General features: G+C 68.7%; 34 protein-coding genes. 2 read left to right on the top strand and 32 right to left on the bottom strand.

Annotated features, from left to right (window positions below):
- Window positions 1–27 precede the first annotated feature (27 nt).
- The 32 genes from map to rfbB form a co-directional block, all read right to left on the bottom strand.
- The gene (gene map / locus HYE82_RS08460; RefSeq protein ID WP_179173321.1) at window positions 28–864 is read right to left on the bottom strand and encodes a type I methionyl aminopeptidase; all 837 of its coding nucleotides are present in this window, start codon (window positions 862–864) and stop codon (window positions 28–30) included.
- 90 nt (window positions 865–954) lie between these two features.
- The gene (locus HYE82_RS08455) at window positions 955–1,602 is read right to left on the bottom strand and encodes an adenylate kinase (RefSeq protein WP_179173320.1); all 648 of its coding nucleotides are present in this window, start codon (window positions 1,600–1,602) and stop codon (window positions 955–957) included.
- Complete coding sequence (secY, locus tag HYE82_RS08450) at window positions 1,602–2,915, bottom strand: preprotein translocase subunit SecY (protein ID WP_179173319.1); 1,314 nt, start codon at window positions 2,913–2,915, stop codon at window positions 1,602–1,604. The genes HYE82_RS08455 and secY overlap by 1 nt, the downstream gene beginning before the upstream one ends.
- A 186-nt stretch (window positions 2,916–3,101) precedes the next feature.
- Window positions 3,102–3,557, bottom strand: a complete 456-nt coding sequence (rplO, locus tag HYE82_RS08445; protein WP_179173318.1) for a 50S ribosomal protein L15 — start codon at window positions 3,555–3,557, stop codon at window positions 3,102–3,104.
- A gap of 2 nt (window positions 3,558–3,559) precedes the next feature.
- Complete coding sequence (rpmD, locus tag HYE82_RS08440) at window positions 3,560–3,742, bottom strand: 50S ribosomal protein L30 (protein ID WP_005313525.1); 183 nt, start codon at window positions 3,740–3,742, stop codon at window positions 3,560–3,562.
- A complete protein-coding gene (rpsE, locus tag HYE82_RS08435; protein ID WP_179173317.1) occupies window positions 3,742–4,344 on the bottom strand; it encodes a 30S ribosomal protein S5 in 603 nt (200 codons plus the stop codon). Before rpsE ends, rpmD begins: the two co-directional genes overlap by 1 nt.
- 45 nt (window positions 4,345–4,389) lie before the next feature.
- Entirely contained in the window at window positions 4,390–4,773 is a 384-nt protein-coding gene (gene rplR / locus HYE82_RS08430) for a 50S ribosomal protein L18 (protein ID WP_179173316.1), read from the bottom strand.
- Window positions 4,774–4,777: 4 nt separating this feature from the next.
- A complete protein-coding gene (gene rplF / locus HYE82_RS08425; RefSeq protein ID WP_114053744.1) occupies window positions 4,778–5,317 on the bottom strand; it encodes a 50S ribosomal protein L6 in 540 nt (179 codons plus the stop codon).
- 20 nt (window positions 5,318–5,337) lie between these two features.
- The gene (rpsH, locus tag HYE82_RS08420) at window positions 5,338–5,736 is read right to left on the bottom strand and encodes a 30S ribosomal protein S8 (protein WP_042812335.1); all 399 of its coding nucleotides are present in this window, start codon (window positions 5,734–5,736) and stop codon (window positions 5,338–5,340) included.
- Between the two features lie 220 nt (window positions 5,737–5,956).
- A complete protein-coding gene (locus HYE82_RS08415) occupies window positions 5,957–6,142 on the bottom strand; it encodes a type Z 30S ribosomal protein S14 (protein ID WP_003956452.1) in 186 nt (61 codons plus the stop codon).
- A gap of 5 nt (window positions 6,143–6,147) precedes the next feature.
- Window positions 6,148–6,699: a 50S ribosomal protein L5 gene (rplE, locus tag HYE82_RS08410; RefSeq protein WP_179173315.1), complete on the bottom strand. Its 552-nt coding sequence runs from the start codon at window positions 6,697–6,699 to the stop codon at window positions 6,148–6,150.
- Window positions 6,699–7,010, bottom strand: coding sequence for a 50S ribosomal protein L24 (rplX, locus tag HYE82_RS08405; RefSeq protein ID WP_179173314.1), 312 nt, complete (start codon window positions 7,008–7,010; stop codon window positions 6,699–6,701). Before rplX ends, rplE begins: the two co-directional genes overlap by 1 nt.
- Window positions 7,011–7,012: 2 nt before the next feature.
- Window positions 7,013–7,381 (bottom strand): 50S ribosomal protein L14, encoded by a 369-nt coding sequence (gene rplN / locus HYE82_RS08400; protein ID WP_003956455.1) that lies wholly within the window; start codon window positions 7,379–7,381, stop codon window positions 7,013–7,015.
- Window positions 7,382–7,483: 102 nt separating this feature from the next.
- Window positions 7,484–7,765 (bottom strand): 30S ribosomal protein S17, encoded by a 282-nt coding sequence (rpsQ, locus tag HYE82_RS08395; protein ID WP_079429300.1) that lies wholly within the window; start codon window positions 7,763–7,765, stop codon window positions 7,484–7,486.
- Window positions 7,765–7,989: a 50S ribosomal protein L29 gene (gene rpmC, locus HYE82_RS08390; RefSeq protein WP_125540842.1), complete on the bottom strand. Its 225-nt coding sequence runs from the start codon at window positions 7,987–7,989 to the stop codon at window positions 7,765–7,767. Before rpmC ends, rpsQ begins: the two co-directional genes overlap by 1 nt.
- Complete coding sequence (rplP, locus tag HYE82_RS08385; RefSeq protein ID WP_179173313.1) at window positions 7,989–8,408, bottom strand: 50S ribosomal protein L16; 420 nt, start codon at window positions 8,406–8,408, stop codon at window positions 7,989–7,991. The genes rpmC and rplP overlap by 1 nt, the downstream gene beginning before the upstream one ends.
- A 5-nt stretch (window positions 8,409–8,413) precedes the next feature.
- Window positions 8,414–9,253: a 30S ribosomal protein S3 gene (gene rpsC / locus HYE82_RS08380; protein ID WP_179173312.1), complete on the bottom strand. Its 840-nt coding sequence runs from the start codon at window positions 9,251–9,253 to the stop codon at window positions 8,414–8,416.
- Window positions 9,253–9,600 (bottom strand): 50S ribosomal protein L22, encoded by a 348-nt coding sequence (gene rplV / locus HYE82_RS08375; RefSeq protein ID WP_179173311.1) that lies wholly within the window; start codon window positions 9,598–9,600, stop codon window positions 9,253–9,255. Before rplV ends, rpsC begins: the two co-directional genes overlap by 1 nt.
- Window positions 9,601–9,641: 41 nt before the next feature.
- Window positions 9,642–9,923, bottom strand: a complete 282-nt coding sequence (rpsS, locus tag HYE82_RS08370; RefSeq protein WP_179173310.1) for a 30S ribosomal protein S19 — start codon at window positions 9,921–9,923, stop codon at window positions 9,642–9,644.
- 12 nt (window positions 9,924–9,935) lie between these two features.
- Window positions 9,936–10,772, bottom strand: coding sequence for a 50S ribosomal protein L2 (gene rplB, locus HYE82_RS08365; RefSeq protein ID WP_045945287.1), 837 nt, complete (start codon window positions 10,770–10,772; stop codon window positions 9,936–9,938).
- Between the two features lie 40 nt (window positions 10,773–10,812).
- Window positions 10,813–11,136, bottom strand: coding sequence for a 50S ribosomal protein L23 (gene rplW, locus HYE82_RS08360; RefSeq protein WP_030298212.1), 324 nt, complete (start codon window positions 11,134–11,136; stop codon window positions 10,813–10,815).
- A complete protein-coding gene (rplD, locus tag HYE82_RS08355; protein ID WP_125540845.1) occupies window positions 11,136–11,786 on the bottom strand; it encodes a 50S ribosomal protein L4 in 651 nt (216 codons plus the stop codon). Before rplD ends, rplW begins: the two co-directional genes overlap by 1 nt.
- Window positions 11,787–11,791: 5 nt before the next feature.
- The gene (gene rplC / locus HYE82_RS08350; protein WP_114053734.1) at window positions 11,792–12,436 is read right to left on the bottom strand and encodes a 50S ribosomal protein L3; all 645 of its coding nucleotides are present in this window, start codon (window positions 12,434–12,436) and stop codon (window positions 11,792–11,794) included.
- A gap of 14 nt (window positions 12,437–12,450) precedes the next feature.
- Entirely contained in the window at window positions 12,451–12,759 is a 309-nt protein-coding gene (gene rpsJ, locus HYE82_RS08345; RefSeq protein WP_003948644.1) for a 30S ribosomal protein S10, read from the bottom strand.
- A gap of 496 nt (window positions 12,760–13,255) precedes the next feature.
- Window positions 13,256–14,479, bottom strand: coding sequence for a hypothetical protein (locus tag HYE82_RS08340; RefSeq protein ID WP_179173309.1), 1,224 nt, complete (start codon window positions 14,477–14,479; stop codon window positions 13,256–13,258).
- A gap of 628 nt (window positions 14,480–15,107) precedes the next feature.
- On the bottom strand, window positions 15,108–16,904 hold the full coding sequence (locus tag HYE82_RS08335; RefSeq protein ID WP_179173308.1) for a hypothetical protein: 1,797 nt from the start codon (window positions 16,902–16,904) through the stop codon (window positions 15,108–15,110).
- Between the two features lie 203 nt (window positions 16,905–17,107).
- Window positions 17,108–18,013 (bottom strand): glycosyltransferase family 2 protein, encoded by a 906-nt coding sequence (locus HYE82_RS08330; RefSeq protein ID WP_179173307.1) that lies wholly within the window; start codon window positions 18,011–18,013, stop codon window positions 17,108–17,110.
- Between the two features lie 5 nt (window positions 18,014–18,018).
- On the bottom strand, window positions 18,019–18,477 hold the full coding sequence (locus HYE82_RS08325) for a DUF2304 domain-containing protein (RefSeq protein WP_179173306.1): 459 nt from the start codon (window positions 18,475–18,477) through the stop codon (window positions 18,019–18,021).
- Complete coding sequence (locus tag HYE82_RS08320; RefSeq protein ID WP_309144237.1) at window positions 18,477–19,163, bottom strand: glycosyltransferase family 2 protein; 687 nt, start codon at window positions 19,161–19,163, stop codon at window positions 18,477–18,479. The genes HYE82_RS08325 and HYE82_RS08320 overlap by 1 nt, the downstream gene beginning before the upstream one ends.
- Before the next feature lie 68 nt (window positions 19,164–19,231).
- Window positions 19,232–20,563, bottom strand: a complete 1,332-nt coding sequence (locus tag HYE82_RS08315) for a lipopolysaccharide biosynthesis protein (protein WP_179173304.1) — start codon at window positions 20,561–20,563, stop codon at window positions 19,232–19,234.
- Window positions 20,560–21,525: a dTDP-4-dehydrorhamnose reductase gene (rfbD, locus tag HYE82_RS08310; protein WP_309144236.1), complete on the bottom strand. Its 966-nt coding sequence runs from the start codon at window positions 21,523–21,525 to the stop codon at window positions 20,560–20,562. The genes HYE82_RS08315 and rfbD overlap by 4 nt, the downstream gene beginning before the upstream one ends.
- Window positions 21,522–22,499, bottom strand: a complete 978-nt coding sequence (rfbB, locus tag HYE82_RS08305; protein ID WP_179173303.1) for a dTDP-glucose 4,6-dehydratase — start codon at window positions 22,497–22,499, stop codon at window positions 21,522–21,524. The genes rfbD and rfbB overlap by 4 nt, the downstream gene beginning before the upstream one ends.
- 84 nt (window positions 22,500–22,583) lie before the next feature.
- Here rfbB and rfbA point away from each other — a divergent pair, with 84 nt between their 5' ends.
- The gene (gene rfbA, locus HYE82_RS08300; RefSeq protein ID WP_179173302.1) at window positions 22,584–23,459 is read left to right on the top strand and encodes a glucose-1-phosphate thymidylyltransferase RfbA; all 876 of its coding nucleotides are present in this window, start codon (window positions 22,584–22,586) and stop codon (window positions 23,457–23,459) included.
- Window positions 23,456–24,055 carry a dTDP-4-dehydrorhamnose 3,5-epimerase gene (rfbC, locus tag HYE82_RS08295; RefSeq protein ID WP_179173301.1) on the top strand — a complete coding sequence of 200 codons (600 nt, stop codon included), beginning with the start codon at window positions 23,456–23,458 and terminating at the stop codon, window positions 24,053–24,055. Before rfbA ends, rfbC begins: the two co-directional genes overlap by 4 nt.
- The last annotated feature ends 69 nt before the right edge of the window (window positions 24,056–24,124 follow it).

Raw genomic sequence — 24,124 nt, 5'->3', positions numbered from 1 at the left:
GGAAAGTTTGCCCCTGAGTCTAGATCATTAACCGAGGGGGTCCGGAGCCGTGGTGACCCCGTACTCCGCCAGCTTCGCCTTGCCGCAGTCCGGGCTGGTCAGGACGATGGGGCCGTCCTCCGTCAGGGCGACGGAGTGCTCCCAGTGCGAGGACCAGGTGGAGTCCGTGGTGACGACCGTCCAGTCGTCGGCCAGTACCTCCGTCCGGGCGGTTCCGAGGGAGACCATCGGCTCGATCGCCAGGCAGACGCCCGGGACCAGCCGGATGCCCTTGCCCCGCTTGCGGGAGACGTAGTTCAGCAGGTGCGGGTCCATGTGCATCTCGGACCCGATGCCGTGGCCGCCGTAGTCCTCGATGATCCCGTACTTGCCGGTCCCGGGCCGCGGCTGGCGGCGGATGTAGCCCTCGATGGCCTTCGAGATGTCCACGAGGCGGTTGCCGTTCTTCATCGCGGCGATACCGGCCCACATCGACTCCTCGGTCACCCGGGAGAGCTCCAGCAGCTCCGGAGCGTGACCGCTTCCCACGAAGGCCGTGAAGGCCGCGTCGCCGTGCCAGCCGTCCACGATCGCGCCGGCGTCGATCGAGATGATGTCGCCGTCCTTCAGGACCGTCTTGTCGTCCGGGATGCCGTGGACGACGACCTCGTTCACCGACGTGCAGATGGTCGCGGGGAAGCCGCCGTAGCCCAGGAAGTTCGACTTGGCCCCGGCGTCGGCGATCACCTTGCGCGCGACCATGTCCAGATCCCGCGTCGTGGCGCCCGGAACGGCCGCCTCACGGGTCGCCGCGTGGATCGCGGCGACGACCAGCCCTGCCTCGCGCATCTTCGCGATCTGCTCGGGGGTCTTGATCTGGACCATGAACGTGCCTTCCACCTTTTGAACCGGGTCTTCTCAACAGTACGGCCGCGGTGTCCCGGGGACACCGCGGCCGTACGCACAGCAGGGGTACTACTTCTTCAGGGCGTCCATCGCACGCTGCGTGACTTCCTCGACCTTGCCGAGGGCGGGGATCGTCACCAGCAGGCCCTGGGCCTTGTAGTAGTCGATGATCGGCTCGGTCTGCGTGTGGTAGACCTCCAGCCGGGTCCGGACCGTGGCCTCGGAGTCGTCGTCGCGCTGGTACAGCTCGCCGCCGCACTCGTCGCAGACGCCTTCGGCCTTCGGGGCGGCGTACACCACGTGGAACACGTGTGCGGAGTTGTTGCGGCAGATCCGGCGGCCGGCGATGCGCTTGACGACCTCGTCCTCCTCGACCTCCAGGTCGAGGACGGCGTCGAGCTTCATGCCCGCGGTCTGCAGCATCTCGTCCAGCGCCTCGGCCTGCGAGACGTTGCGCGGGAAGCCGTCCAGCAGGAAGCCGTTCACGGCGTCCGGCTGCTCCATGCGGTCCTTGGCCATGCCGACGGTGATCTCGTCCGGGACGAGTTCACCGGCGTCCATGAACGCCTTCGCGCGACGGCCCAGCTCGGTGTTCTGGCTGATGTTGGCCCGGAACAGGTCGCCCGTGGAGATGTGCGGGATCGACAGGTTCTTTGCAAGGAACGCGGCCTGCGTTCCCTTGCCCGCACCGGGCGGTCCGACGAGGACGATACGCATCAGCGGAGGAACCCTTCGTAATTGCGCTGCTGGAGCTGGCTCTCGATCTGCTTCACGGTTTCCAGACCCACACCCACGATGATGAGGATGCTCGTCCCGCCGAACGGGAAGTTCTGGTTCGCTCCGAAGCCGGCCAACGCCATCGTCGGCACTAGAGCGATCAGACCCAGGTACAGCGACCCCGGCCAGGTGATCCGGTTGAGCACGTAGCTCAGGTATTCGGCGGTGGGTCGACCGGCGCGGATACCCGGGATGAACCCACCATACTTCTTCATGTTGTCTGCAACTTCCTCGGGGTTGAACGAAATCGCCACGTAGAAGAACGCGAAGAAGACGATCAGGAGGAAGTACGTCGCGATGTAGTACGGGTGGTCACCCTTGACGAAGTGCTTTTGGATCCAGATCGCCCAGTCTGCGGTGGACCCGCTGAACTGGACGATCAGCGCCGGGATGTACAGCAGCGACGAGGCGAAGATGACCGGAATCACACCGGCCTGGTTCACCTTGAGCGGGATGTAGGTCGACGTACCGCCGTATGCGCGGCGGCCGATCATGCGCTTCGCGTACTGCACCGGGATGCGGCGCTGGGCCTGCTCGACGAAGACCACCAGCGCGACCATCGCGAGGCCGACCAGGATCACGACACCGAACTCGACCCAGCCGTCGGCGATCTTGCCCTGGAGCTTGATCTGCCACAGAGCACCGATGAAGCCGGCGGCGATCGAGATGAACATCAGGATCGACATGCCGTTGCCGATGCCGCGGTCGGTGACCAGCTCACCGAGCCACATGACGACACAGGTGCCGGCGGTCATCGTGACGACCATGGTGATGGTGGTGAAGATCGACCGGTCCGGGACGATCTGGCTCGCGACCGGGCAGCCCTGGAACAGCGCGCCCGTGCGGGCGGTGGCGACGAGACCCGTGCCCTGGAGGATGGCCAGCGCGACCGTCAGGTAGCGCGTGTACTGCGTGATCTTCGCCGTCCCGGACTGGCCCTCCTTCTTGAGGGTCTCCAGCTTCGGGATGACCACGGTCAGCAGCTGCAGGATGATGCTCGCCGTGATGTACGGCATGATCCCGAGCGCGAAGATCGTGATCTGGAGCAGTGCGCCGCCGCTGAACATGTTGACGAGACCGAAGAGGCCGTTGCTGCTTCCGGCCTGGTCGACACAGATCTGGACGTTCTTGTAGTTCACGCCGGGTACCGGGACGTGGGACCCGAGGCGGAACAGCACGATGATGCCGAGCGTGAAGAGCAGCTTCTTGCGCAGGTCGGGCGTCTTGAACGCCCGGGCGAACGCGGTGAGCACGGTGCCTCCTGCGACCCCCGCGCTACTGCGTCAGAGGTGACGGTCTGAGGTTCGACGAATACGTACAAGCAAAGGTGCAGGCCACCTTACCGGCGACTGCGCCCCCCGTGGAACGACCAACCGGGGATGCCCCATATGTGAGGCATCCCCGGTCGGGTTTTCAGCTATCTGTCACGTGGGTTCGTCTTAGACGAGCTCGGTGACGGAGCCGCCGGCGGCGGCAATCTTCTCCTTGGCGGAGGCGGAAACGGCGTCAACCGAGACCGTCAGCGCCACGGAGATCTCGCCCTGGCCCAGGACCTTGACGAGCTGGTTCTTGCGAACGGCACCCTTGGCGACCAGGTCGGCCACCGTGACCTCGCCACCCTGCGGGTAGAGCGCGGCCAGCTTGTCCAGGTTCACGACCTGGAACTCGGTGCGGAACGGGTTCTTGAAACCCTTCAGCTTCGGCAGGCGCATGTGGAGGGGCATCTGCCCACCCTCGAAGCGCTGCGGAACCTGGTAACGGGCCTTCGTACCCTTGGTACCACGACCGGCCGTCTTACCCTTCGACGCCTCACCACGACCGACACGGGTCTTGGCGGTCTTGGCGCCGGGGGCGGGACGGAGGTTGTGGGCCTTCAGCGGGCTGGTCTCAGCCATGATTAGTCAACCTCCTCAACCGTCACGAGGTGGCGGACGGTGTGCACCATGCCGCGGAACTCGGGGCGGTCCTCCTTGACGACCACGTCGTTCAGGCGCTTCAGCCCGAGCGAACGAAGGGTGTCGCGGTGGTTCTGCTTGCTGCCGATGTACGACTTCGTCTGCGTGATCTTGAGGCGAGCCATCACACACCCGCCCCTGCACGCGCACGAAGCAGAGCCGCGGGAGCGACGTCCTCGAGCGGCAGACCGCGGCGGGCCGCGATCTCCTCGGGACGCTGCAGGCCCTTCAGGGCCTCCACGGTCGCGTGCACGATGTTGATCGCGTTGTCGGAGCCGAGCGACTTCGACAGGATGTCGTGAACGCCGGCGCACTCCAGAACGGCGCGCACCGGGCCACCGGCGATAACACCGGTACCGGGGGAAGCAGGCTTCAGCAGGACGACGCCCGCGGCCTTCTCGCCCTGAACCGGGTGCGGGATGGTGCCCTGGATGCGGGGGACGCGGAAGAAGTTCTTCTTCGCCTCCTCGACACCCTTGGCGATGGCCGCGGGAACTTCCTTGGCCTTGCCGTAACCGACACCCACGGTGCCGTCACCGTCGCCCACCACGACCAGCGCGGTGAAGCTGAAGCGACGACCACCCTTCACAACCTTGGCGACACGGTTGATCGCGACAACGCGCTCAACGTAGGCGGTCTTCTCGGCGGCAGCGCCACCGTCGCGACCCTTCCGGTCCCGCCGCTCGCCGCCACCGGCACCGCTGCCGCGGCGCTGGGGTCCAGCCATTGGATTACCTCTCTCTGTTACGTCCGTTAGTCCCGGAACCGGGGCTTAGAACTTCAGCCCGGCTTCGCGGGCGGCGTCAGCCAGAGCGGCAATGCGCCCGGCGTACCTGTTGCCACCGCGGTCGAACACGACGGCCTCGACACCGGCGGCCTTGGCGCGCTCGGCGACCAGGGCGCCGACCTGCTTGGCCTGCGCGGACTTGTCACCCTCGCCGCCGCGCACCGACGCGTCCAGGTGCGACGCCGACGCCAGGGTGTGACCCTTGAGGTCGTCGATGACCTGAGCGGTGATACCGCGGTTCGAGCGGGTCACGACGAGGCGCGGACGCTCCGCCGTACCCGAGATGCTCTTGCGGATGCGGATGTGGCGGCGCGCCTTCGCAGCGCGCTTGTAAGCGTCGCCCTTGGCGATCTTCACACCGTATGCCATGGCTTTACTTACCAGCCTTTCCGACCTTGCGGCGGATGACCTCGCCCGCGTACTTGACGCCCTTGGCCTTGTACGGGTCGGGCTTGCGCAGCTTGCGGATGTTGGCGGCGACCTCGCCGACCTTCTGCTTGTCGATGCCCTCGACCGAGAACTTGGTCGGCGACTCGACCTTGAAGGAGATGCCCTCGGGCGCCTCCACCAGGATCGGGTGGCTGTAGCCGAGCTGGAACTCCAGGGCGGAGCCCTTCGCGGCAACGCGGTAACCGACACCGCTGATCTCGAGCGCCTTGGTGTATCCCTGGGTCACACCGGTGATCATGTTGGCCACCAGCGTGCGGGACAGGCCGTGGAGGGCCTTGTTCTGACGCTCGTCGTTCGGACGGGTGACGTTCAGAACGCCGTCCTCGCCCTTAACGATCTCGATGGGGGCGGCAACGGTGTGGGAGAGGAGACCCTTGGGGCCCTTCACCGCGACCGTGCGGCCATCGATGGTGACGTCCACGCCGGCGGGAACCGGGATGGGGAGCTTGCCGATACGAGACATAGCTTTTCCTCCGTTCCCGACTACCAGACGTAGGCGAGGACTTCCCCACCCACGCCCTTCTTCTGCGCCTGCTGGCCGGTCAGGAGACCGTGGGACGTGGAGATGATCGCCACGCCCAGGCCGCCGAGGACCTTCGGCAGGTTGGTGGACTTCGCGTAAACACGCAGACCCGGCTTCGAGATTCGCTTGATGCCGGCGATCGAGCGCTCGCGGTTCGGGCCGAACTTCAGCTCGAGGACGAGGTTCTTGCCGACCTCGGCGTCCTCGACCTTCCAGCCGGTGATGAAACCCTCCTGCTTGAGGATTTCCGCGATGTGCGACTTGATCTTGCTGTGCGGCATCACGACGGAGTCGTGGTACGCCGAGTTAGCGTTCCGCAGACGCGTGAGCATGTCTGCGATCGGGTCAGTCATGGTCATGAATTGGCCTTCGGCCTCTCTCGCCGGGGTTTCCTGTATGCGCCATCCCTCTCCCCGTACTGAGACGGGACGGGTGCGGTGCGGGGACCTACGGCGTAGTAAGTCGTGCGGGCGGCGGACGCCCAACCCCACTAGCCTACGGCATGGGGGAGGGGCCTCCGCCGACCCAGATGCTTACCGAGAGTTACCGGCAATCCCAACTGTCCGAGGACAGAGGGGTTTACCAGGAGCTCTTGGTCACGCCCGGCAGCTCGCCACGGTGAGCCATCTCACGAAGGCACACGCGGCACAGGCCGAACTTGCGGTACACGGAGTGGGGACGACCGCAGCGCTGGCAGCGGGTGTACGCACGCACACCGAACTTGGGCTTGCGGGCAGCCTTCGCGATCAGAGCCTTCTTCGCCATCTCGCTTACGCCTCCTTGAAGGGGAAGCCGAGGTGACGGAGGAGCGCGCGGCCCTCAGCGTCGTTGGTCGCCGTGGTCACCACGGTGATGTCCATACCCCGGACGCGGTCGATCTTGTCCTGGTCGATCTCGTGGAACATGACCTGCTCCGTGAGACCGAAGGTGTAGTTGCCACGGCCGTCGAACTGCTTCGGGGACAGGCCGCGGAAGTCGCGGATGCGCGGCAGCGCGAGCGACAGGGTGCGGTCCAGGAACTCCCACATGCGGTCGCCACGGAGGGTGACGTGCGCACCGATCGGCTGACCCTCGCGCAGCTTGAACTGCGCGATGGACTTGCGGGCCTTGGTGACGGCCGGCTTCTGACCGGTGATCGTGGTGAGGTCGCGAATGGCGCCGTCGATCAGCTTCGAGTCACGGGCGGCGTCGCCGACACCCATGTTCACGACGATCTTGACGAGGCCGGGGATCTGCATGACGTTCTCGTACGAGAACTCCTCACGCAGCTTGCCCGCGATCTCCTCGCGGTACTTCGTCTTCAGACGCGGAGTGGTAGCCATCAGATGTCCTCACCCGTGCGCTTGGCAACGCGGATCTTGTTGCCCTCGTCGTCGAAGCGGTAACCGACGCGGGTGACGACCTTCTTGCCGTCCTTCTCCACGACCAGCTGGACGTTCGAAACGTGGACGGGGGCCTCGGTGATCACGATGCCGCCGGCCTGGTTCGGACCAGCCTTGGTGTGCTTCTTGACCCGGTTGACACCCTCGACCAGGACGCGGTTCTCGCCGGGGAAGGCCGCGACGACCTTGCCCTGCTTGCCCTTGTCCTTACCGGTGATGACCTGGACCAGGTCGCCCTTCTTGATCTTCATGCTTACAGCACCTCCGGCGCGAGCGAGATGATCTTCATGAACTTCTTCTCGCGCAGCTCACGGCCGACCGGGCCGAAGATGCGGGTGCCGCGAGGGTCGCCGTCGTTCTTCAGAATGACGGCGGCGTTCTCGTCAAAGCGGATGTACGAGCCGTCCTGGCGGCGGCGCTCCTTGACGGTGCGAACGATGACCGCCTTGACGACGTCACCCTTCTTCACGTTGCCACCGGGGATCGCGTCCTTGACGGTGGCGACGATGACGTCACCGATGCCCGCGTAGCGGCGACCCGAGCCACCGAGAACACGGATGCAAAGGATCTCCTTGGCACCAGTGTTGTCGGCGACGCGAAGTCGCGACTCCTGCTGGATCACGTCTATCTCCTGTTTGTCTGCCGGTTCCCGGCCGGGGCGCCCTCAAGCGGGCGGCCCCGGCCGAGCCTGGCGGAACGAACCTGAAGGAAACCCTTCAGGTGATTACTTGGCCTTCTCGAGGATCTCGACGATGCGCCAGCGCTTGCTCGCCGACAGCGGACGCGTCTCCATGATCAGGACACGGTCGCCGACACCGGCAGCGTTCTGCTCGTCGTGAGCCTTGAGCTTGTTCGTACGGCGGATGACCTTGCCGTACAGCGCGTGCTTGACGCGGTCCTCAACGGCGACGACGACGGTCTTGTCCATCTTGTCGCTGACGACCAGGCCCTCACGGGTCTTGCGGAAGCCGCGCTCGGTCTTCTCAGTCACGTTCTTCTCGCTCATCAGGCGTTCTCCACCGTCTCGATGCCGAGCTCACGCTCGTGCATCAGGGTGTAGATCCGGGCGATGTCCTTGCGGACGGCCTTGAGCCGGCCGTTGTTCTCGAGCTGTCCGGTCGCCGCCTGGAAGCGGAGCTTGAACAGCTCTTCCTTGGCCTCGCGCAGCTTGGCAACGAGCTCCTCGTTGCCCAGCTCGCGCAGCTCCGACGCCTTGGTACCGGCCGCCATCACGACTCACCTGCCTCGCGCTTGACGATCCGGCACTTCATCGGCAGCTTGTGGGCCGCACGAGTGAGAGCCTCACGCGCAATCTTCTCGTTCGGGTAGGACAGCTCGAACATGACCCGGCCCGGGTGCACGTTCGCGATCCACCACTCCGGGGAACCCTTACCGGAACCCATGCGGGTCTCGGCAGGCTTCTTCGTGAGCGGACGGTCCGGGTAGATGTTGATCCAGACCTTGCCGCCACGCTTGATGTGGCGGGTCATGGCGATACGAGCGGACTCGATCTGACGGTTGGTCACGTACGCCGGGGTCAGCGCCTGGATGCCGTACTCGCCGAATGCCACCTCAGTGCCACCCTTGGAAACGCCTCCGCGCTTGGGGTGGTGCTGCTTGCGGTGCTTGACCCTACGGGGGATCAGCATGTCGGTCAGGCCTCCGTTCCGGTGCTCTCGGCCGGAGCGGCGGCAGCGGCGTCGGCCTTGGGGGCCTCGGCAGCGGCAGCCTGCTGCGGCTTGCGGCCACCACGGCCGCCGCGCTCGCCACCGCGGCCACCACGGCCGGCGGGACGGTCGCCAGCGCCGGCACCACGGGCCGGGCGGTTACCCGCGCGGGCCGCAGCGTTCTCGGCGCGAACCTCGGCGATGTTCTTGACGTCGCCCTTGTAGATCCAGACCTTCACGCCGATGCGGCCGAAGGTGGTCTTGGCCTCGAAGAAGCCGTAGTCCACGTTCGCGCGCAGGGTGTGCAGCGGCACACGGCCCTCGCGGTAGAACTCGGACCGGGACATCTCGGCGCCGCCGAGACGGCCACCACACTGGATCTTGATGCCCTTGGCGCCGGCCTTCATGGTGCCCTGCATGCTCTTGCGCATGGCACGGCGGAAGGAGACGCGGGAGGAGAGCTGCTCGGCCACGGCCTGCGCAACCAGCTGAGCGTCGAGCTCGGGGTTCTTGACCTCGAGGATGTTCAGCTGGACCTGCTTGCCGGTGAGCTTCTCCAGGTCGCCGCGGATGCGGTCGGCCTCGGCGCCACGACGGCCGATGACGATGCCCGGACGAGCGGTGTGGATGTCCACGCGCACACGGTCACGGGTGCGCTCGATCTCAACCTTCGAGATGCCGGCGCGCTCCATGCCGGACGTCATCATCCGACGGATGGCGACGTCTTCCTTGACGTAGTCCTTGTACAGCTTGTCGGCGTACCAGCGCGACTTGAAGTCGGTGGTGATGCCGAGCCGGAACCCGTGCGGGTTTACCTTCTGGCCCATTACCGGGAACCTTCCTTGCTGCTGACGACCACGGTGATGTGGCTGGTCCGCTTGCGGATCCGGTAGGCACGGCCCTGGGCGCGCGGACGGAACCGCTTCAGGGTCGGGCCTTCGTCAACGAACGCCTCGCTGATGAACAGCGAGGAGGCGTCCGTGTGGTTGTAGTTGTGCGCGGCGTTGGCGATGGCGCTGTCAAGCACCTTGCCCACCGGCACGGTCGCGGCCTGCGGAGCGAAACGCAGGACCGCCTGAGCCTCCGTGGCGTCCATGCCACGGATGAGGTCCACCACGCGGCGGGCCTTCATGGGCGTGACGCGGATGTACCGCGCCTGGGCCCTGGCTTCCATGGTTGTCCCTTCGGTGTAAGTCATAGTCGTTCCACCCCGCTTTAGCGGCGCTTCGACTTCCGGTCGTCCTTGACGTGGCCGCGGAAGGTGCGAGTCGGCGAGAACTCGCCGAGCTTGTGGCCGACCATGGACTCGGTGACGAACACCGGGACGTGGGTCTTGCCGTTGTGCACCGCGATCGTGTGACCCAGCATGCTGGGGATGATCATCGAGCGACGGGACCAGGTCTTGATGACGTTCTTGGTACCGGCTTCGTTCTGGGCGTCCACCTTCTTCACGAGGTGGCCGTCAACGAAGGGTCCCTTCTTGAGACTGCGCGGCATCTAAACCCGCTCCTAGCGCTTCTTGTTCGTCTTGCGGCGGCGGACGATGTACTTGTTCGAAGCCTTCTTCGGCGAACGAGTACGACCCTCCTTCTGACCCCACGGGGAGACCGGGTGGCGACCACCGGAGGTCTTGCCCTCACCACCACCGTGCGGGTGGTCAACCGGGTTCATCGCGACACCGCGGACGGTCGGGCGGACGCCCTTCCAGCGCATGCGGCCGGCCTTGCCCCAGTTGATGTTCGACTGCTCGGCGTTGCCGACCTCGCCGACGGTGGCGCGGCAGCGCGCGTCGACGAGACGGATCTCACCGGACGGCATACGAAGGTGGGCCATCACGCCCTCCTTCGCCAGCAGCTGCACGGAGGCACCCGCGGAGCGGGCGAACTTCGCACCGCCGCCGGGACGCAGCTCGATGGCGTGGATGGTCGTACCGACCGGGATGTTGCGGAGCGCCAGGTTGTTGCCGGGCTTGATGTCGGCCGTCGGGCCGTTCTCAATCCGGTCGCCCTGCTGCAGACCGCGCGGCGCGATGATGTAGCGCTTCTCGCCGTCGGCGTAGTGCAGCAGCGCGATGCGCGCGGTGCGGTTGGGGTCGTACTCGATGTGCGCGACCTTGGCCGGCACGCCGTCCTTGTCGTGACGACGGAAGTCGATCACGCGGTAGGCGCGCTTGTGGCCACCGCCCTGGTGGCGAACGGTCACACGACCGGTGTTGTTACGGCCGCCCTTGCTGTGCAGGGGGCGGACCAGCGACTTCTCCGGCGTGGACCGCGTGATCTCGACAAAGTCGGCGACGCTGGAGCCACGACGGCCCGGGGTCGTCGGCTTGTACTTGCGGATACCCATTTCTCAGTCCTCGTCCGATTCCGGACGACTCAGGACTCCGTTAGGAGGCCTGGCCGCCGAAGATGTCGATACGGTCGCCCTCAGCGAGGGTCACGATGGCGCGCTTCGTGTCAGCACGCTTGCCGAAACCGGTCTTGGTGCGCTTGCGCTTACCCTGCCGGTTGATCGTGTTGACCCCGGTGACCTTGACCGAGAAGACCGCCTCGACGGCCTGCTTGATCTGGGTCTTGTTGGCGCCGGGCGCGACGATGAACGTGTACTTGTTCTCGTCCAGCAGCGCGTAGCTCTTCTCCGAGACAACCGGCTTGATCAGCAGGTCGCGCGGGTCGGTGAAGGTCTTGCTGGTAACGGTCGCCTCGGACATCAGGCGTCGCTCCCTTCGGTCTCATCGGCCTTGGGGCCAGACACGAAGGACTCCAGCGCGGCCTGGGTGAAGACCACGTCGTCGGAGACGATCACGTCGTACGTGTTCAGCTGGCCCGGCTCCAGGATGTGCACCTGGGGCAGGTTGCGGGCGGACAGCCACGCGGCCTCGTCGGCACGCTCGACGACCAGGAGCAGGTTCTTGCGCTCCGTGATCTTGCCGAACAGCGTCTTGGCGGCCTTCGTGGAGACGGCACCCTCGACCACGCCGGTGACGACGTGGATGCGGGAGTGACGCGCACGGTCCGAGAGGGCACCGCGGAGGGCGGCGGCCTTCATCTTCTTCGGGGTCCGCTGCGAGTAGTCACGCGGCACGGGGCCGTGGACGACGCCACCGCCGGCGAACTGCGGAGCGCGGGTCGAACCCTGACGGGCGCGGCCGGTGCCCTTCTGGCGGTAAGGCTTCTTGCCACCACCACGGACTTCGCCACGGGTCTTGGTCTTGTGCGTGCCCTGACGGGCCGCTGCCAGCTGCGCGACGACGACCTGGTGGATCAGCGGAACGCTGGTCTTCGCGTCGAAGATCTCCGCGGGGAGCTCGACGGTACCGGCCTTGTCGCCTGCCGGCGAAAGGATGTCAATGGTGCTCATTAACCTCAAGCCCCCTTGGCCGCGGTACGGACCAGGACGAGGCCGCCGTTCGGACCGGGGACCGCACCCTTGATGAGGAGCAGACCCTTCTCCGCGTCCACCGCGTGGATGGTCAGGTTCTGGGTGGTGACGCGCTCGTTGCCCATACGACCAGCCATGCGCACGCCCTTGAAGACGCGCCCAGGGGTGGCGCAGCCACCGATCGAACCGGGGGAGCGGTGCTTGCGCTGCACACCGTGACCGGCGCCGAGGCCCCGGAAGTTGTGGCGCTTCATGACACCGGCGAAGCCCTTGCCCTTGCTGTTGCCCGTGACGTCAACCTTGACGCCGGACTCGAACACGGCCGCGGTGATCTCCTGGCCGAGCGTGTACTCGGCGGCGTCGGAGGTGCGGAGCTCCACCAGGTGGCGGCGGGGGGTGACGTCGGCCTTGGCGAAGTGGCCCTTGAGGGGCTTGTTCACCTTGCGCGGGTCGATCTCGCCGAAGGCGATCTGGACCGACTCGTAGCCGTCGGTGTCGTTGGTACGGACCTGGGTGACGACGCAGGGACCGGCCTTGACGACGGTGACCGGGACGACACGGTTGTTCTCGTCCCAGACCTGGGTCATGCCGAGCTTCTCGCCCAGGACGCCCTTGATCTGCTTTGCCATCTTCTCGACGCCTCTCAGAGCTTGATCTCGATGTCGACGCCGGCCGGAAGGTCCAGGCGCATCAGCGAGTCAACGGTCTTGGGCGTCGGGTCGAGGATGTCGATCAGGCGCTTGTGCGTGCGCATCTCGAAGTGCTCGCGCGAGTCCTTGTACTTGTGCGGCGACTTGATGACGCAGTACACGTTCTTCTCAGTGGGCAGCGGCACCGGGCCCGCGACCGACGCACCAGTGCGGGTCACCGTCTCGACGATCTTCTTCGCCGAGGAGTCGATGACCTCGTGGTCGTAGGCCTTGAGCCGGATGCGGATCTTCTGTCCCGCCATGGCTACTCCGTAGTCCTGTCTCTTGTGGAAACGCTCTGGCCCTCGGCCGGCTGTGGATCCCTCCACCGCTTCTCTCCGACCCACGCGGTCGGGCGTGTCGCACTCCCTCTCAGAAAATTCCCATACGGAAATTCCCTTGTTCAGGGGGTGCGGTCCCTGGACCGCGTTTCGGGGGAGAAACACCCACCGAGCGCCTGGCCGGCACCGTGCTGACGCTTCCCGGAAGATTCCCGTACGTCCGCCCCATTGCTGCCCCGAGAGGCAGATAAAGGCGACGAGTACTGTGGGACTCGCTTCCGGTCCTCCCGGCGGGAGGCGCGCAGCATCGACACTCAGCCGAGCAACTTGAGTAGTCTGCCATACGAGGCGTGTACCTGGCCAATCGGGCGGAAGAGAATACCCCTCCCCGGTGAGCGGTCAAACCGCGCCACGCGGCCGGCGCCCGGGACGGGTCCCGGGCGCTCCCCCGGGCCGCGCGGCTGCGTGAGCGGGCCGGTCAGAGCCGTGAGGCCACGGTGCAGCCCTCCCCCCGGCCGCTCCGTACGTCCTTGCTGCGGTCGTACGGGTCCTGCGGGGTCCCGGACGGGGTGGGGCCGGTGGCCGGCCGCCCGGAGAACTCGGGGTGCAGGTACCCGTCCCACCGGTCGCACGAGGTGTTCGCCGTGTCGGTCGCGTACGGCCCGAGCTGCAGCGTTCCGGGCTTGACCCGCCAGCGCACCGGGTCGGCGATGGTGAATTCCATCTGCCTGCGGACGATCGAACGCGTGACCTCCTCCGCGCCCGCCCGCGCCTCGACCACCGGGTACACGAAGGTGTAGTCGACGACCACGTCCACGAGGCCCGGCCCGTCTCCGGGCTCCAGCTCCATCCGGCCGCGGACCTTCACCGCGTCCCCGGCGGGCCGTATCTCGGCGGCCTTGAACCGGGTGAACAGGTTCAGCGGGTCGCTGTCCCGGTCCGGCTTCGCCAGCGACCGCTCCACCAGGGCGACGAGCTCGTCCTGGGCCGGGTCGATCAGGTCCAGCGCCGGCTGGGGCCGCTCGCCCCGCAGGGTCGCCGGATCGAGGTTGGCCGCGACCAGGAACCGCTTGGTGCGGGCCAAGCCCTCGGCGACGTACTCCTTCGACACCCCGTTCAGAGCCCGCGCCTCCGGCACCTCGATGCCGGCGGCCCCGTCGGCCCACTGCACGGCCGGGGAACCCCGGAAGGGCTCCCGCAGCGTCGGCCGGTCGGGGAGGGTCTCGGTCGGCGCGGCGCCGGGGCGGACCGTCTCGGCGGGCAGCGGCCCCCGGGCCGCCTCCGCCTCTCGCTGTGCGGCCTTGCCGGTGAGGCGGTCGATGACGAGCTCCGGCCGCAGGGCGACCAGCGCGAGGGCGGCGATGGCCGCGATGGCCAGCCCCGCCTTGAGGCGCCGCCGGCCCCTCCCCCGGGCCTGGAGCTCCTGCCAGGCCGGGCCGGTGCGCCAGCCGGGCGGGTCCCCGGGCCGGGCCCCGCCCTTCCTGCCCCTCTTCTTCGACGCCTTGGCCCGCTGCTCCTCCTCGCGGCGCAGCCGGGCCGTGACCTCGCGGGCCCGGGCGGAGGGTTCCTTGGGCGCGGTGGCCATGCCCGCCTCGGCCTGCTCCAGGAACCGGGCCCACTCCTCGTCGGAGACGCCCGCCCTGTCGTCCTTGCCGTTGCCGTTGCCGTTGCCGTTGCTGTTGCTGTTGCTGTTGTCGCCCATGTGTACGTCCTTGCGCAGCACGGCGGGGCCGCCCCGTTGCCGGGAGGCCCCGCCGACGGGGTTCCGTTGGTGCAGGAGTCGGCCTCCGGGTGGGCCGCGGTCATGCCCTACGCCGGGGCTTTCGGGGCCCCCGGAGGCGGAACTCGCCCGCCGGCCCTCCGCGATGACGCCGACCGGGAGCGTGGCCGACGTGGTGCCGCCGACGGCCGTGGCCCTGGCCTCGACCCGGTGGCTGCCGAGGGGCGGCACGGTCTGCGCCGTGCGGGCGGTGCCGGCACCGTCGCGACGGGGGCGCCGTCGACCGGCAGCTCGGACTTCGTGAGCCTGTCGCCAGGCCGGTCCGCCCTGCCGTTGACGGTGGCGGCCTTCGACCGCGCCGGATCGTCCGCGCTTGTCGACGAGGAAGACGAGGAAGCCGTGGCCGCGGTCAGGGCGGCCGCCGTGCGCACCCGGTGGGCGCGTATGCCCCGGATGCCGGGGACCGCCAGGGCGGTCCCCCGCACATGATTCGGTTCCACGTCCGCCTTCCCCGCCCCGCGGCCCTGGCCGCCCCGGTGATCCGACACCTGTCGGGGCGAATGCTACTGACGGGTACTGACAGCCCGGCCGGCAGAGTGGGACGGCTCCCCTATGGCTTCGTCTTGTTCTGCTCGGCCTTGTTCTGCTCGGCCTTGTTCTTCTGCCTCTCGAACTCCGCCTGCCGGTCCCGCTCGATGTCCACCCTGGAGCGCACCTTGCCGGGGGCCTTCAGCCCGCAGACCGAGGGCCAGTCCTCGGCGACGATGCCCGCGCACCAGATGAAGTCCTCGATCGGACCGGGCTTCCAGTCGTCCTTCTCGATCTCGTCGCACTGCTTGACGGGCGAGAACCGCGGGCAGCGGCCGTCCCGCGTCTTGATGGTGTGGGCACGGTACGCGTCGATGCCCATCGAGTCGACGTCGGACGAGGGCATGTACCGGTTGACCGACCAGGACGACCCCATGGCGCCGAACAGGGCGAGCACGCACACCATGCCGGCGGCGAGCTGGCGCACCACGCGCCGTGGGATGACCCGCCCGGCCCCCGCGCCGCCGACGGCACCGGCCCGGGCCGCGCGCAGGGTGCGCTCGATCCACCCGGAGCCGCGGTGCACCGCCGACATCAAGCCGAAAACGGCCAGGATCATCAGGCAGTACATGATGATCCAGGTGGTGCGCGGGTAGAGCTGTACGGCCTTGTCCTGGGCCATGTTCGAGGCGAACCAGAAGCGGGCGAACCAGGCGCCCGCCAGGACGGCCCCCGCGGTGCGGACCATGACGTGGCGCAGGCCCAGGCCCAGGCCGAGGCCCACCCCGAACAACAGGAGCAGGGCGAAGCCGCTCTGGCCCGCCATCTCGCCGGCCACCGGCCAGGTCTGGTAGTTCAGGGTCCCGGACCGGTCCGATACCCAGCCGAGGACGTAGCCCGGATCCGCGTAGACGGACAGGAAGGCATAGCGGTCGGGGTTCTGCGCGCCCAGCCGGACCATCTGGTACAGCAGCGGGGCGCCGACGATGCCGGCCGTCAGGATCGTGGTCCCTATGAACAGGCCGGCCCGTTTCCTGACGTCCGCGCCCTTGTACCAGGGGAACAGGAACAGCGCGAGCACGGCCGCGCCGGGAGCGGCCCAGATGTACCAGCCGGAGTACCAGAGGAACAGCGCGCCGAAGATCACGCCGGCGGCGGCGCCGCGCAGCAGCAGCTTCCGCTGGGGGAGCCGGCCGGCCCGGCGCATGTGGCGCAGCCAGTAGCCGAGCAGCGGCAGCAGCAGGATCATGACGACGTGGCTGTACGGCCGGATCGGGTCGAGGAAGAGGATGGCGGCGGGGACGGCGATCAGCATCGCCCAGAAGGGCCGCAGCAGCAGCCGCCAGGAGCAGTACGCCATCGGGCCGGCCACGGCGGTGAAGAAGATCTGCAGGTCGTGCAGGGCGAAGCCGGTCTCGCCGCGGCCGTTGTAACGGATCTTCGCCCAGAGGGCCATCAGGGCCGGGAAGGCGGGCGGGTAGATGCCCGACATCCCCTCGTGGTGCAGGAACGAGTTGGCCATGTCGATCAGGACGCCCGGGTCGCCCTCCTGGCCGCCGAGCGGGTGCGGCGTGCCGCGCAGGGCGACGACCACACCGCCCGCGATCACGCCGGTGGCCAGGCCCGCCAGGGCCGCACAGACCAGGCGCTTGACGACCCCGTGGCGGCGGGCCGTGCCCCGGTAGGCGGTGTACAGCAGCAGCGCGAGCAGCGGGAGGCCGACGAGGGCCGCGTACTTCTGGAGGGCCGCCAGGGCGCTGACCTGGCCGAGGCGGACCAGGGGGTTGACGCTGACGTAACGGCTCAGCAGCATGAAACCGAGGGCGACCGCCAGACTGACGGCGACCTCGGCGGTGGCGTGCCCCCAGCGCCGGGACACCCACCCGCGGCGGGGTTTCGCGCCTGACTCGACTGCCTTGCCGGTCGTGGGCCCGGTGCCGGAGGCGGCACCGGGGCGGCCGTGCGATGTACCGGGCTCACCGACTACCTCGGGGGCCAGGTGTGTCATGTCCATCCAAATCGGTCGCGGGCGGCACCGCCGGCCGCATGACAGCGCGGCCGCGGTCTGTGGTGAACGCCGGGTCAGTCGGCTCGCCGGCCGGAGGTGAAGGCGTGCCGTGCGAGCGTGCGCAGCCCCTCTCGGTTCCCGCGGCGCAGGGCGCCGGGCAGCATGGTGATCGCATGGAGGCGGGAGGCGCTGTGGAACCGGGCCGCCTTGGCGGCCCTGCTCCAGCCGCGGGCGTCCATGCGGTCGGCCACGGCGCTGAAGTACCGCTCTGCTTCGGTGAAGCGCGTACCGGAGAACGCCTGGACGGAGGACTCGCTGACCGCGTGGCGGCGGTAGCTGAAAACGGTCTCCGTCTCGTCGATCACCATCTCCTCGCCGGCTTCGAGCAGGTCGACCACCAGCGCCAGGTCCTGGATCACCGAATACTCGTCACGGAAGTTGACCTTGCGCAGCGCGTCGCCGCGCCAGCAGATCGACGGGAAGTACAGCCAGTTGCCGCGCAGCACGCTGGCGGCCAGCTCCTCGCCGCCCATCACCCGCCGGCCCCCCACCTGTGGGGCGTACAGCCGCCGCTTGGTCTGGTCGGCGAGCCCGTACGACACCTTGCCCTCGCCGTCGATCACCTCGACGCCGGGCTGGACCATGCCGATGCCCGGGTGGGCCTCGACGATCCCGCGGACGGTCTCCAGGTAGCGCGGGTGCAGCAGGTCGTCGCAGCCCATGATGACGACGTGGTCCGACTCGGAGAGGTAGACGCACTTCTGGAAGTTCTTGGTGATGCCGAGGTTCTGCTCGTTGCGCAGGTACGTCACCCGCGGATCGCGGAGCGACTCGAACCAGCCCGGGACGTCCGGCTCCTTGCCGTCGTCGATCACGACGAGGCGGAAGTCCGGGTCCGTCTGGGCCAGGACGCTGCGGACGGCGTCCTGCATCAGCTGCACGTCCCCGTAGTAGGGGAGCATGAAGTCGAAGGTCACCACGGGTGTCAGGCCTTCACGGTCTCGGAGTCGGCACCGGCCTCGGCGTCGGCCTTGGCGTCGGCCTTGGCGTCGGCCTTGGCCTTGGCCTCGGCACCGGCCTTGGCGTCGCCGCCGAGGCGCTCCTCGTTGTGCCGGGCGCCCTCGCTCAGGGCCACCGTCCGGGCGAGGTCGGTGATCTTCTTCTCCAGCGAGCGGAAGCGCAGGAAGGTGTTGAGCGTCAGGAAGCCCATCGCCAGCACCATCACGTACAGCACCAGGTCGGTGCCGCGGCCGACGCCGAGCGCGTGCGCGACCCAGGTGACGTCGCCCGGGCGCAGCACCGCGTACACGTTGACGACGACGAACACCGAGAACGCGATGCGCTTCCACGCACGGTTCTTCGCCTGGCCCCACGTGCGTATGAACATCAGGGCCATCGACAGCGAACCGGCGATGAGCAGCAGCTGAATCCAGAAGTACTTCATCAGCGGCCACGCTCCCGCATAGTGATGTCGAAGACGATGTTGACGCCGTTGATCAGGGACTGGCCCTTGGCGCGCGAGTAGTCGGTGTAGAGGATGTCCACCGGGACCTCCGCGACGCGCAGGTCGGATGCGGCCAGGAAGCCGACGATCTCGGACGCGTGCGCCATGCCGTTCATGGTGATGTCGAGCTGCTCGGCCGCCTTGCGGCTGAGGACGCGCAGCCCGTTGTGCGCGTCGGTGAGCTTGAGCTTGCGGGCGGTGGGGCTGACCGCGGCGGCCGTGCGGAGCACGACCCGCTTGATCCACGGCACCTGGCCGTTCTGCTCGATGAAGCGGGAGCCGAGCACCACGTCCGCCTCGTCGGCGCGCAGGACGGCGACCATCTTCTCGACGTCCGCCGTCTGGTGCTGGCCGTCCGCGTCGAAGGTCGCGAAGTACTTGGCGCCGGGCTGGGCGAGGGCGTACTTCAGACCCGTCTGCAGGGCCGCGCCCTGGCCGAGGTTGACCGGGTGCCGCACCAGGTGGGCGCCGGTGGTCGCGACGTGCTGTGCCGAGTCGTCGGAGCTGCCGTCGTCGACGACGACTATGTTCGGGAAGGTGGCACGCGCTCCCTCGACGACGCCGGCGATCACCTGGCCCTCGTTATAGGCCGGTATGACCAGCCAGACATCGTCGTATTGGGACACGGTAGCTCCAGCGGAAAGTGGCACGTGCTCGTGCTCGGTGATCGGTGAGACATCGGAGGCCGGCATGGTCACTCCCTGACCGCCCCGGCGACCGGCACGCTCTCGGCGCCCTGCCCCCCGGGTCCTCCGGTCGCGCCCGGGGTCGCCCCGGGGAACCTCAGCCTCAGCACCGCCAGCATACCGAGCACGGTGGCGAGGGAGCCGAGAGCGTAGGCCAGGATGACGCGCAGGGCCACGCCGCCCGGCGCGAAAGTGACGCCGGCCAGGACGGCGGTACCGACGGCCCAGCACATCAGCTGCAGGTTGTGCCGCTTGAACACCATCAGCGCCTGGCCCAGCACCATCGCGAACATGTACGCCACGGTGCCGACGGACAACAGGAGGAAGTCGAGGCTCCCCAGGACCGGTTCGGCCCCGAACAGCACGTCGATCAGCCAGGGGCCGAGGGCGGTGGCGGGCACCCCGCCGAGCAGTCCGAGCAGTCCGACGACCACGCCGATCCGGCGCAGCATCGCCGAGAAGGCGGCCCGGTCGCCCGCCGTGTACGCGGCCGTCAGCCCGCCCAGCAGCGACGCCTGCAGCGAGCCGAAGACGAACAGCGGAACCCGGGCCAGGACCAGCGCGCTCAGCAGGGCGGCGATCAGCGCGCTTTCGGCCGGGGCGAGCAGCTTGGTGCTCATCACCGCGGCGTTGACGACGACCTGCGACAGCAGCGTCGAGCAGATCAGCAGGCCCAGTCCGCCCGTCAGCTCCCGCCAGGAGATGCCTTCGCCGGGTCCCACCGCGCGCAGCAGCGCCGGCAGCGTGGCCAGCATCGCGGCGACCGGGGCGACGGCCAGCACCAGGCTGAAGGCGAGCGCGGAGTCCAGCCCGGCCAGGGCGCAGCCGAAGGCCAGGACGATCCGCAGCCCGCCGTCCAAGGCGAGTTGGAGACCGTACGCACCGAACCGGCCGAGGCCGGCCAGGACCCCGCGGGTCAGGTAGCAGACGGCCATGCCGGTGAAGGCGCCGGCGAGCGCGGCGACGAGGCCGCGGTCGCCGCGGAAGAGGAGGTCCGCGATCGGGCCCGCGGCCAGGCCGAGGACGAGCAGGGTCGCGCCGAGCATCGCGGAGGTCATCACGGTGGCCCGGCGCAGCACGGGGGCGGCGCCCCGGCCGAGGACCGCGCGGGCGGCGACGATCCGGGTGAGCTCCTGCTCGACGGGGAAGAACACGCCGATGCCGACCGACATGACGATCGTCCACAGGACGGAGACGTTCGCCATGTCCTCGGTGGACAGGCTGTGCCCGGCCACGCCCAGGTGGACGTACGAGGCGGCACCGAGGACGACAGTGCCGCCGGCCACCGCGACGGTGCCCGGCGGCAGCGCCGCGGTGAGCCTGCTCAGCAGGGACTTCATCCCGTACTTCCGTTCCGGGCCGACGCCGCGTCGGCCAGCGCGGTGAACCCCGGCGTCGCCAGGGCCTCGGCCAGTTGCTCGCGCCAGTCGGCCAGGGGGGCCAGGCCCGCCTCGGCCCACCGGTCGTGCCCGAGCACGCTGAACGCCGGGCGCACGGCCGGCCGGACGAACGCGGCGGACGTCGTCGGCCGGATCCGCTCCGGGTCCAGCCCGCTAAGCCGGTAGCTCTCGCGGGCCAGACCGCACCAGGTGGTGCGGCCGCTCGCGGTGCCGTGGTACACGCCGCCCGGCGCGCGGCCGGACAGCGCGGCCAGGCCCAGCTCGACCAGCCGGCGGGCGAGCGCGTACGACCAGGTCGGCTGCCCGTGCTGGTCGTCGACCACGTCGAGGGTGTCGCGCTGCGCGGCCAGCTTCAGCATGGTGGCGACGAAGTTCGGCCCGTGCTCGCCGTACAGCCAGGCGGTGCGGACCACGTAGCCGTCCTGCGGCAGCAGTTCGGCGACGGCCTGCTCGCCGGCCAGCTTGCTGCGGCCGTACGCGTTGACCGGGCCGGTGGCCGCGTCCTCGCGGTACGGCTCGGAGGCGTCCCCGGGCAGCACGTAGTCGGTGGAGACGTGCAGCAGGCGTACGTCGGCGTCGGCGCACGCGGCGGCGAGCACGCGCACCCCGGTGCCGTTGACGGCGGTGGCGGCCTCCTCGGCCGTCTCCGCGCCGTCCACGTCGGTCCAGGCGGCGCAGTTCACCACCACGGCGGCACCCTCGACGGCGGCGCGGACCGCCGCCGCGTCGGTGATGTCGAGGTCGGCGCGGCGCAGGCCGGCGGCCTCGATCCCGGCGTCCTTCAGGACGGCCAGGACGTCCTGGCCGAGCATGCCCGCGGCGCCGGTGACGAGCCAGCGTCCGGCGGCCGCGGTGGCGGAGGAGGAGAGGGCGGCGTCGGCGTTCGTGTCGGCGGCGGTCACTTCTGCAGCGCTGCCTTGTCCTTCAGCTGCTCCCACCAGGCGCGGTTCTCGCGGTACCAGGCGATGGTCTGCGCGATGCCGTCCTCGAAGCGGACCTGCGGGGCGTAGCCCAGCTCGGCGTTGATCTTGCTGATGTCGATGGAGTAGCGCAGGTCGTGGCCCTTGCGGTCCTCGACGTGCTCGACCATGTCCCAGCCGAGGCCCGCGGCCTCCAGCAGGACGCCGGTGAGCTCCTTGTTGGTGAGCTCGGTGCCGCCGCCGATGTTGTAGACCTCGCCGCCGCGGCCCTTGCGCATGGCCAGGTCGATGCCGCGGCAGTGGTCGGAGACGTGCAGCCAGTCGCGGACGTTGCCGCCGTTGCCGTACAGCGGGACCTTCCTGCCGTCCATCAGGTTGGTGACGAACAGCGGGATGACCTTCTCCGGGAACTGGTAGTGCCCGTAGTTGTTGGAGCAGCGGGTCACCACGACGTCCATGCCGTGGGTCCGCGCGTACGCCAGGGCCAGCAGGTCGGAGGAGGCCTTCGAGGCGGAGTACGGGGAGTTGGGCACCAGCGGCCACTCCTCGGTCCAGGAGCCCTCGTTGATGGAGCCGTACACCTCGTCGGTGGAGATGTGGACGAAGCGGCCGACGCCGTGCTTGCGGGCGGCGTCCAACAGGACCTGCGTACCGACGACGTTCGTCATGACGAACGGGCCGGCGCCCGCGATGGAGCGGTCCACGTGCGACTCGGCGGCGAAGTGCACCACGACGTCGTGGCCGGGCATGACCGCGTCGACGGCCTCGGCGTCACAGATGTCGCCCTTGACGAACTTGTAACCCGCGTGGCCCGCGACCGGCGCGAGGTTGGCCTCGACACCGGAGTAGGTCAGCTTGTCGAACACCGTGATCTGGGCCGATGCATCCGCCCCGAGCTGCTGGCGGACGAATTCCGAACCGATGAAGCCGGCGCCGCCGGTCACAAGAATGCGCATAGTACGGAGAGTCTAGTCGCTTGTACTACCGCCCCAGCGGCCCGGAGCCCTTCGTTCCGCTTGCTCTCGCATAGTGTTGGTGCCATGCGTGGAATTCTCTTGGCCGGCGGCACCGGATCCCGACTCTGGCCGCTGACCCGGGCAGTCTCGAAGCAGCTGCTCCCCGTCTTCGACAAGCCGATGATCTACTATCCGCTCTCCACCCTGGTCATGGCCGGAATCAGCGAGATTCTGGTCGTCACCACGCCGGAGGACCGCCCCCAGTTCGAGCGCCTGCTCGGGGACGGATCCCAGTTCGGCCTGCGGCTGGAGTACGCGGTCCAGGAGCGCCCCGAGGGCATCGCCCAGGCGTTCGTGCTGGGCGCCGACTTCATCGGCGACGAGTCCGTGGCCCTCATCCTGGGCGACAACATCTTCCACGGCAGCGGCCTCGGCACCCGCCTGGCCGAGCACACCGACGCCAAGGGCGGCCGGGTCTTCGCGTACCCGGTCGCGGACCCGACGGCGTACGGCGTCGTCGAGTTCGACGAGAACGGCCGGGCCATCTCCATCGAGGAGAAGCCGGAGAAGCCGAAGTCCCGCTACGCGGTGCCGGGTCTGTACTTCTACGACAACCGCGTCGTCGGGATAGCCCGCGAGCTCAAGCCCAGCGCCCGCGGCGAGCTGGAGATCACCGCCGTCAACGACGCGTACCTCCAGGCCGGCGAGCTGGGCGTCACCATCCTCGACCGCGGCACCGCCTGGCTGGACACCGGCACCTTCGTCTCGATGGTCCAGGCCTCCGAGTTCGTCCGCGTCATCGAGGAGCGCCAGGGCTTCAAGATCGGCTGCATCGAGGAAGCCGCCTGGCGGGCCGGCCTGATCGACGACGTGCAGCTGCGCGAGCTGGCCCAGCCGCTGCTGAAGAGCGGCTACGGCCAGTACCTGCTGAACCTGCTCGACGAGGAGGCCGCCAAGTGAAGTTCCGCGAGCTCTCCATCGAGGGCGTCCTCGAGATCACCCCTCAGCTGCACGGCGACCCGCGCGGCCTGTTCACCGAGTGGTACCGCTTCGACAGGCTGTCCGAGCTCGTCGGGCACCCGCTGAAGCTGGCGCAGGCGAACCTCTCGGTCTCCTCGCGCGGGGTGGTCCGCGGCATCCACTTCGCCGACGTGCCGCCCGGTCAGGCCAAGTACGTGACCTGCGTGCGCGGCGCCGTGCTCGACGTCATCGTGGACCTGCGGGTCGGCTCCCCGACCTTCGGCCGCTGGGAGGGCGTCCGCCTCGACGACGTGGATCGCCGCGCGGTGTACATCCCCGAGGGCATGGGCCACGGTTTCTGCGCCCTCTCCGACGACGCCACGCTTTCGTACCTCTGCTCGGAGACGTACAACCCGACCGGCGAGCACTCGGTTCACCCGCTCGACCCGGATCTGGGCATCGACTGGCCGGCGCAGACCCCGCAGCTGTCCGCGCGCGACGAGGCCGCCCCGTCGCTGGCGGAGGCCCTCGAGACGGGCCTGCTGCCCGACTACGCCGCCTGCAAGGAGTTCACGGAGTCCCTGCGCGTGAACTGACGGCCGCCGCCGTACGCCGGGACACGAGAGGGCCGCACCCCGCGACGGGGGTGCGGCCCTCTCCCGTAC

The sequence above is a fragment of the Streptomyces sp. BR123 genome, from assembly GCF_013401435.1.
Classification (GTDB): domain Bacteria; phylum Actinomycetota; class Actinomycetes; order Streptomycetales; family Streptomycetaceae; genus Streptomyces.
This window is presented reverse-complemented; position numbering and strand designations above follow the sequence as displayed.

What these genes read in the sequence shown, in the direction of transcription:
- map (WP_179173321.1), bottom strand. Translation starts at nt 864, where the DNA reads ATGGTCCAGATCAAGACCCCCGAGCAGATCGCGAAGATGCGCGAGGCA.
- HYE82_RS08455 (WP_179173320.1), bottom strand. Translation starts at nt 1,602, where the DNA reads ATGCGTATCGTCCTCGTCGGACCGCCCGGTGCGGGCAAGGGAACGCAG.
- rplO (WP_179173318.1), bottom strand. Translation starts at nt 3,557, where the DNA reads ATGGCTGAGACCAGCCCGCTGAAGGCCCACAACCTCCGTCCCGCCCCC.
- rpmD (WP_005313525.1), bottom strand. Translation starts at nt 3,742, where the DNA reads ATGGCTCGCCTCAAGATCACGCAGACGAAGTCGTACATCGGCAGCAAG.
- rpsE (WP_179173317.1), bottom strand. Translation starts at nt 4,344, where the DNA reads ATGGCTGGACCCCAGCGCCGCGGCAGCGGTGCCGGTGGCGGCGAGCGG.
- rplR (WP_179173316.1), bottom strand. Translation starts at nt 4,773, where the DNA reads ATGGCATACGGTGTGAAGATCGCCAAGGGCGACGCTTACAAGCGCGCT.
- rplF (WP_114053744.1), bottom strand. Translation starts at nt 5,317, where the DNA reads ATGTCTCGTATCGGCAAGCTCCCCATCCCGGTTCCCGCCGGCGTGGAC.
- rpsH (WP_042812335.1), bottom strand. Translation starts at nt 5,736, where the DNA reads ATGACCATGACTGACCCGATCGCAGACATGCTCACGCGTCTGCGGAAC.
- HYE82_RS08415 (WP_003956452.1), bottom strand. Translation starts at nt 6,142, where the DNA reads ATGGCGAAGAAGGCTCTGATCGCGAAGGCTGCCCGCAAGCCCAAGTTC.
- rplE (WP_179173315.1), bottom strand. Translation starts at nt 6,699, where the DNA reads ATGGCTACCACTCCGCGTCTGAAGACGAAGTACCGCGAGGAGATCGCG.
- rplX (WP_179173314.1), bottom strand. Translation starts at nt 7,010, where the DNA reads ATGAAGATCAAGAAGGGCGACCTGGTCCAGGTCATCACCGGTAAGGAC.
- rpsQ (WP_079429300.1), bottom strand. Translation starts at nt 7,765, where the DNA reads ATGAGCGAGAAGAACGTGACTGAGAAGACCGAGCGCGGCTTCCGCAAG.
- rpmC (WP_125540842.1), bottom strand. Translation starts at nt 7,989, where the DNA reads ATGGCGGCCGGTACCAAGGCGTCGGAGCTGCGCGAGCTGGGCAACGAG.
- rplP (WP_179173313.1), bottom strand. Translation starts at nt 8,408, where the DNA reads ATGCTGATCCCCCGTAGGGTCAAGCACCGCAAGCAGCACCACCCCAAG.
- rpsC (WP_179173312.1), bottom strand. Translation starts at nt 9,253, where the DNA reads ATGGGCCAGAAGGTAAACCCGCACGGGTTCCGGCTCGGCATCACCACC.
- rplV (WP_179173311.1), bottom strand. Translation starts at nt 9,600, where the DNA reads ATGGAAGCCAGGGCCCAGGCGCGGTACATCCGCGTCACGCCCATGAAG.
- rpsS (WP_179173310.1), bottom strand. Translation starts at nt 9,923, where the DNA reads ATGCCGCGCAGTCTCAAGAAGGGACCCTTCGTTGACGGCCACCTCGTG.
- rplB (WP_045945287.1), bottom strand. Translation starts at nt 10,772, where the DNA reads ATGGGTATCCGCAAGTACAAGCCGACGACCCCGGGCCGTCGTGGCTCC.
- rplW (WP_030298212.1), bottom strand. Translation starts at nt 11,136, where the DNA reads ATGTCCGAGGCGACCGTTACCAGCAAGACCTTCACCGACCCGCGCGAC.
- rplD (WP_125540845.1), bottom strand. Translation starts at nt 11,786, where the DNA reads ATGAGCACCATTGACATCCTTTCGCCGGCAGGCGACAAGGCCGGTACC.
- rplC (WP_114053734.1), bottom strand. Translation starts at nt 12,436, where the DNA reads ATGGCAAAGCAGATCAAGGGCGTCCTGGGCGAGAAGCTCGGCATGACC.
- rpsJ (WP_003948644.1), bottom strand. Translation starts at nt 12,759, where the DNA reads ATGGCGGGACAGAAGATCCGCATCCGGCTCAAGGCCTACGACCACGAG.
- HYE82_RS08340 (WP_179173309.1), bottom strand. Translation starts at nt 14,479, where the DNA reads ATGGGCGACAACAGCAACAGCAACAGCAACGGCAACGGCAACGGCAAC.
- HYE82_RS08325 (WP_179173306.1), bottom strand. Translation starts at nt 18,477, where the DNA reads ATGAAGTACTTCTGGATTCAGCTGCTGCTCATCGCCGGTTCGCTGTCG.
- HYE82_RS08315 (WP_179173304.1), bottom strand. Translation starts at nt 20,563, where the DNA reads ATGAAGTCCCTGCTGAGCAGGCTCACCGCGGCGCTGCCGCCGGGCACC.
- rfbB (WP_179173303.1), bottom strand. Translation starts at nt 22,499, where the DNA reads ATGCGCATTCTTGTGACCGGCGGCGCCGGCTTCATCGGTTCGGAATTC.
- rfbA (WP_179173302.1), top strand. Translation starts at nt 22,584, where the DNA reads ATGCGTGGAATTCTCTTGGCCGGCGGCACCGGATCCCGACTCTGGCCG.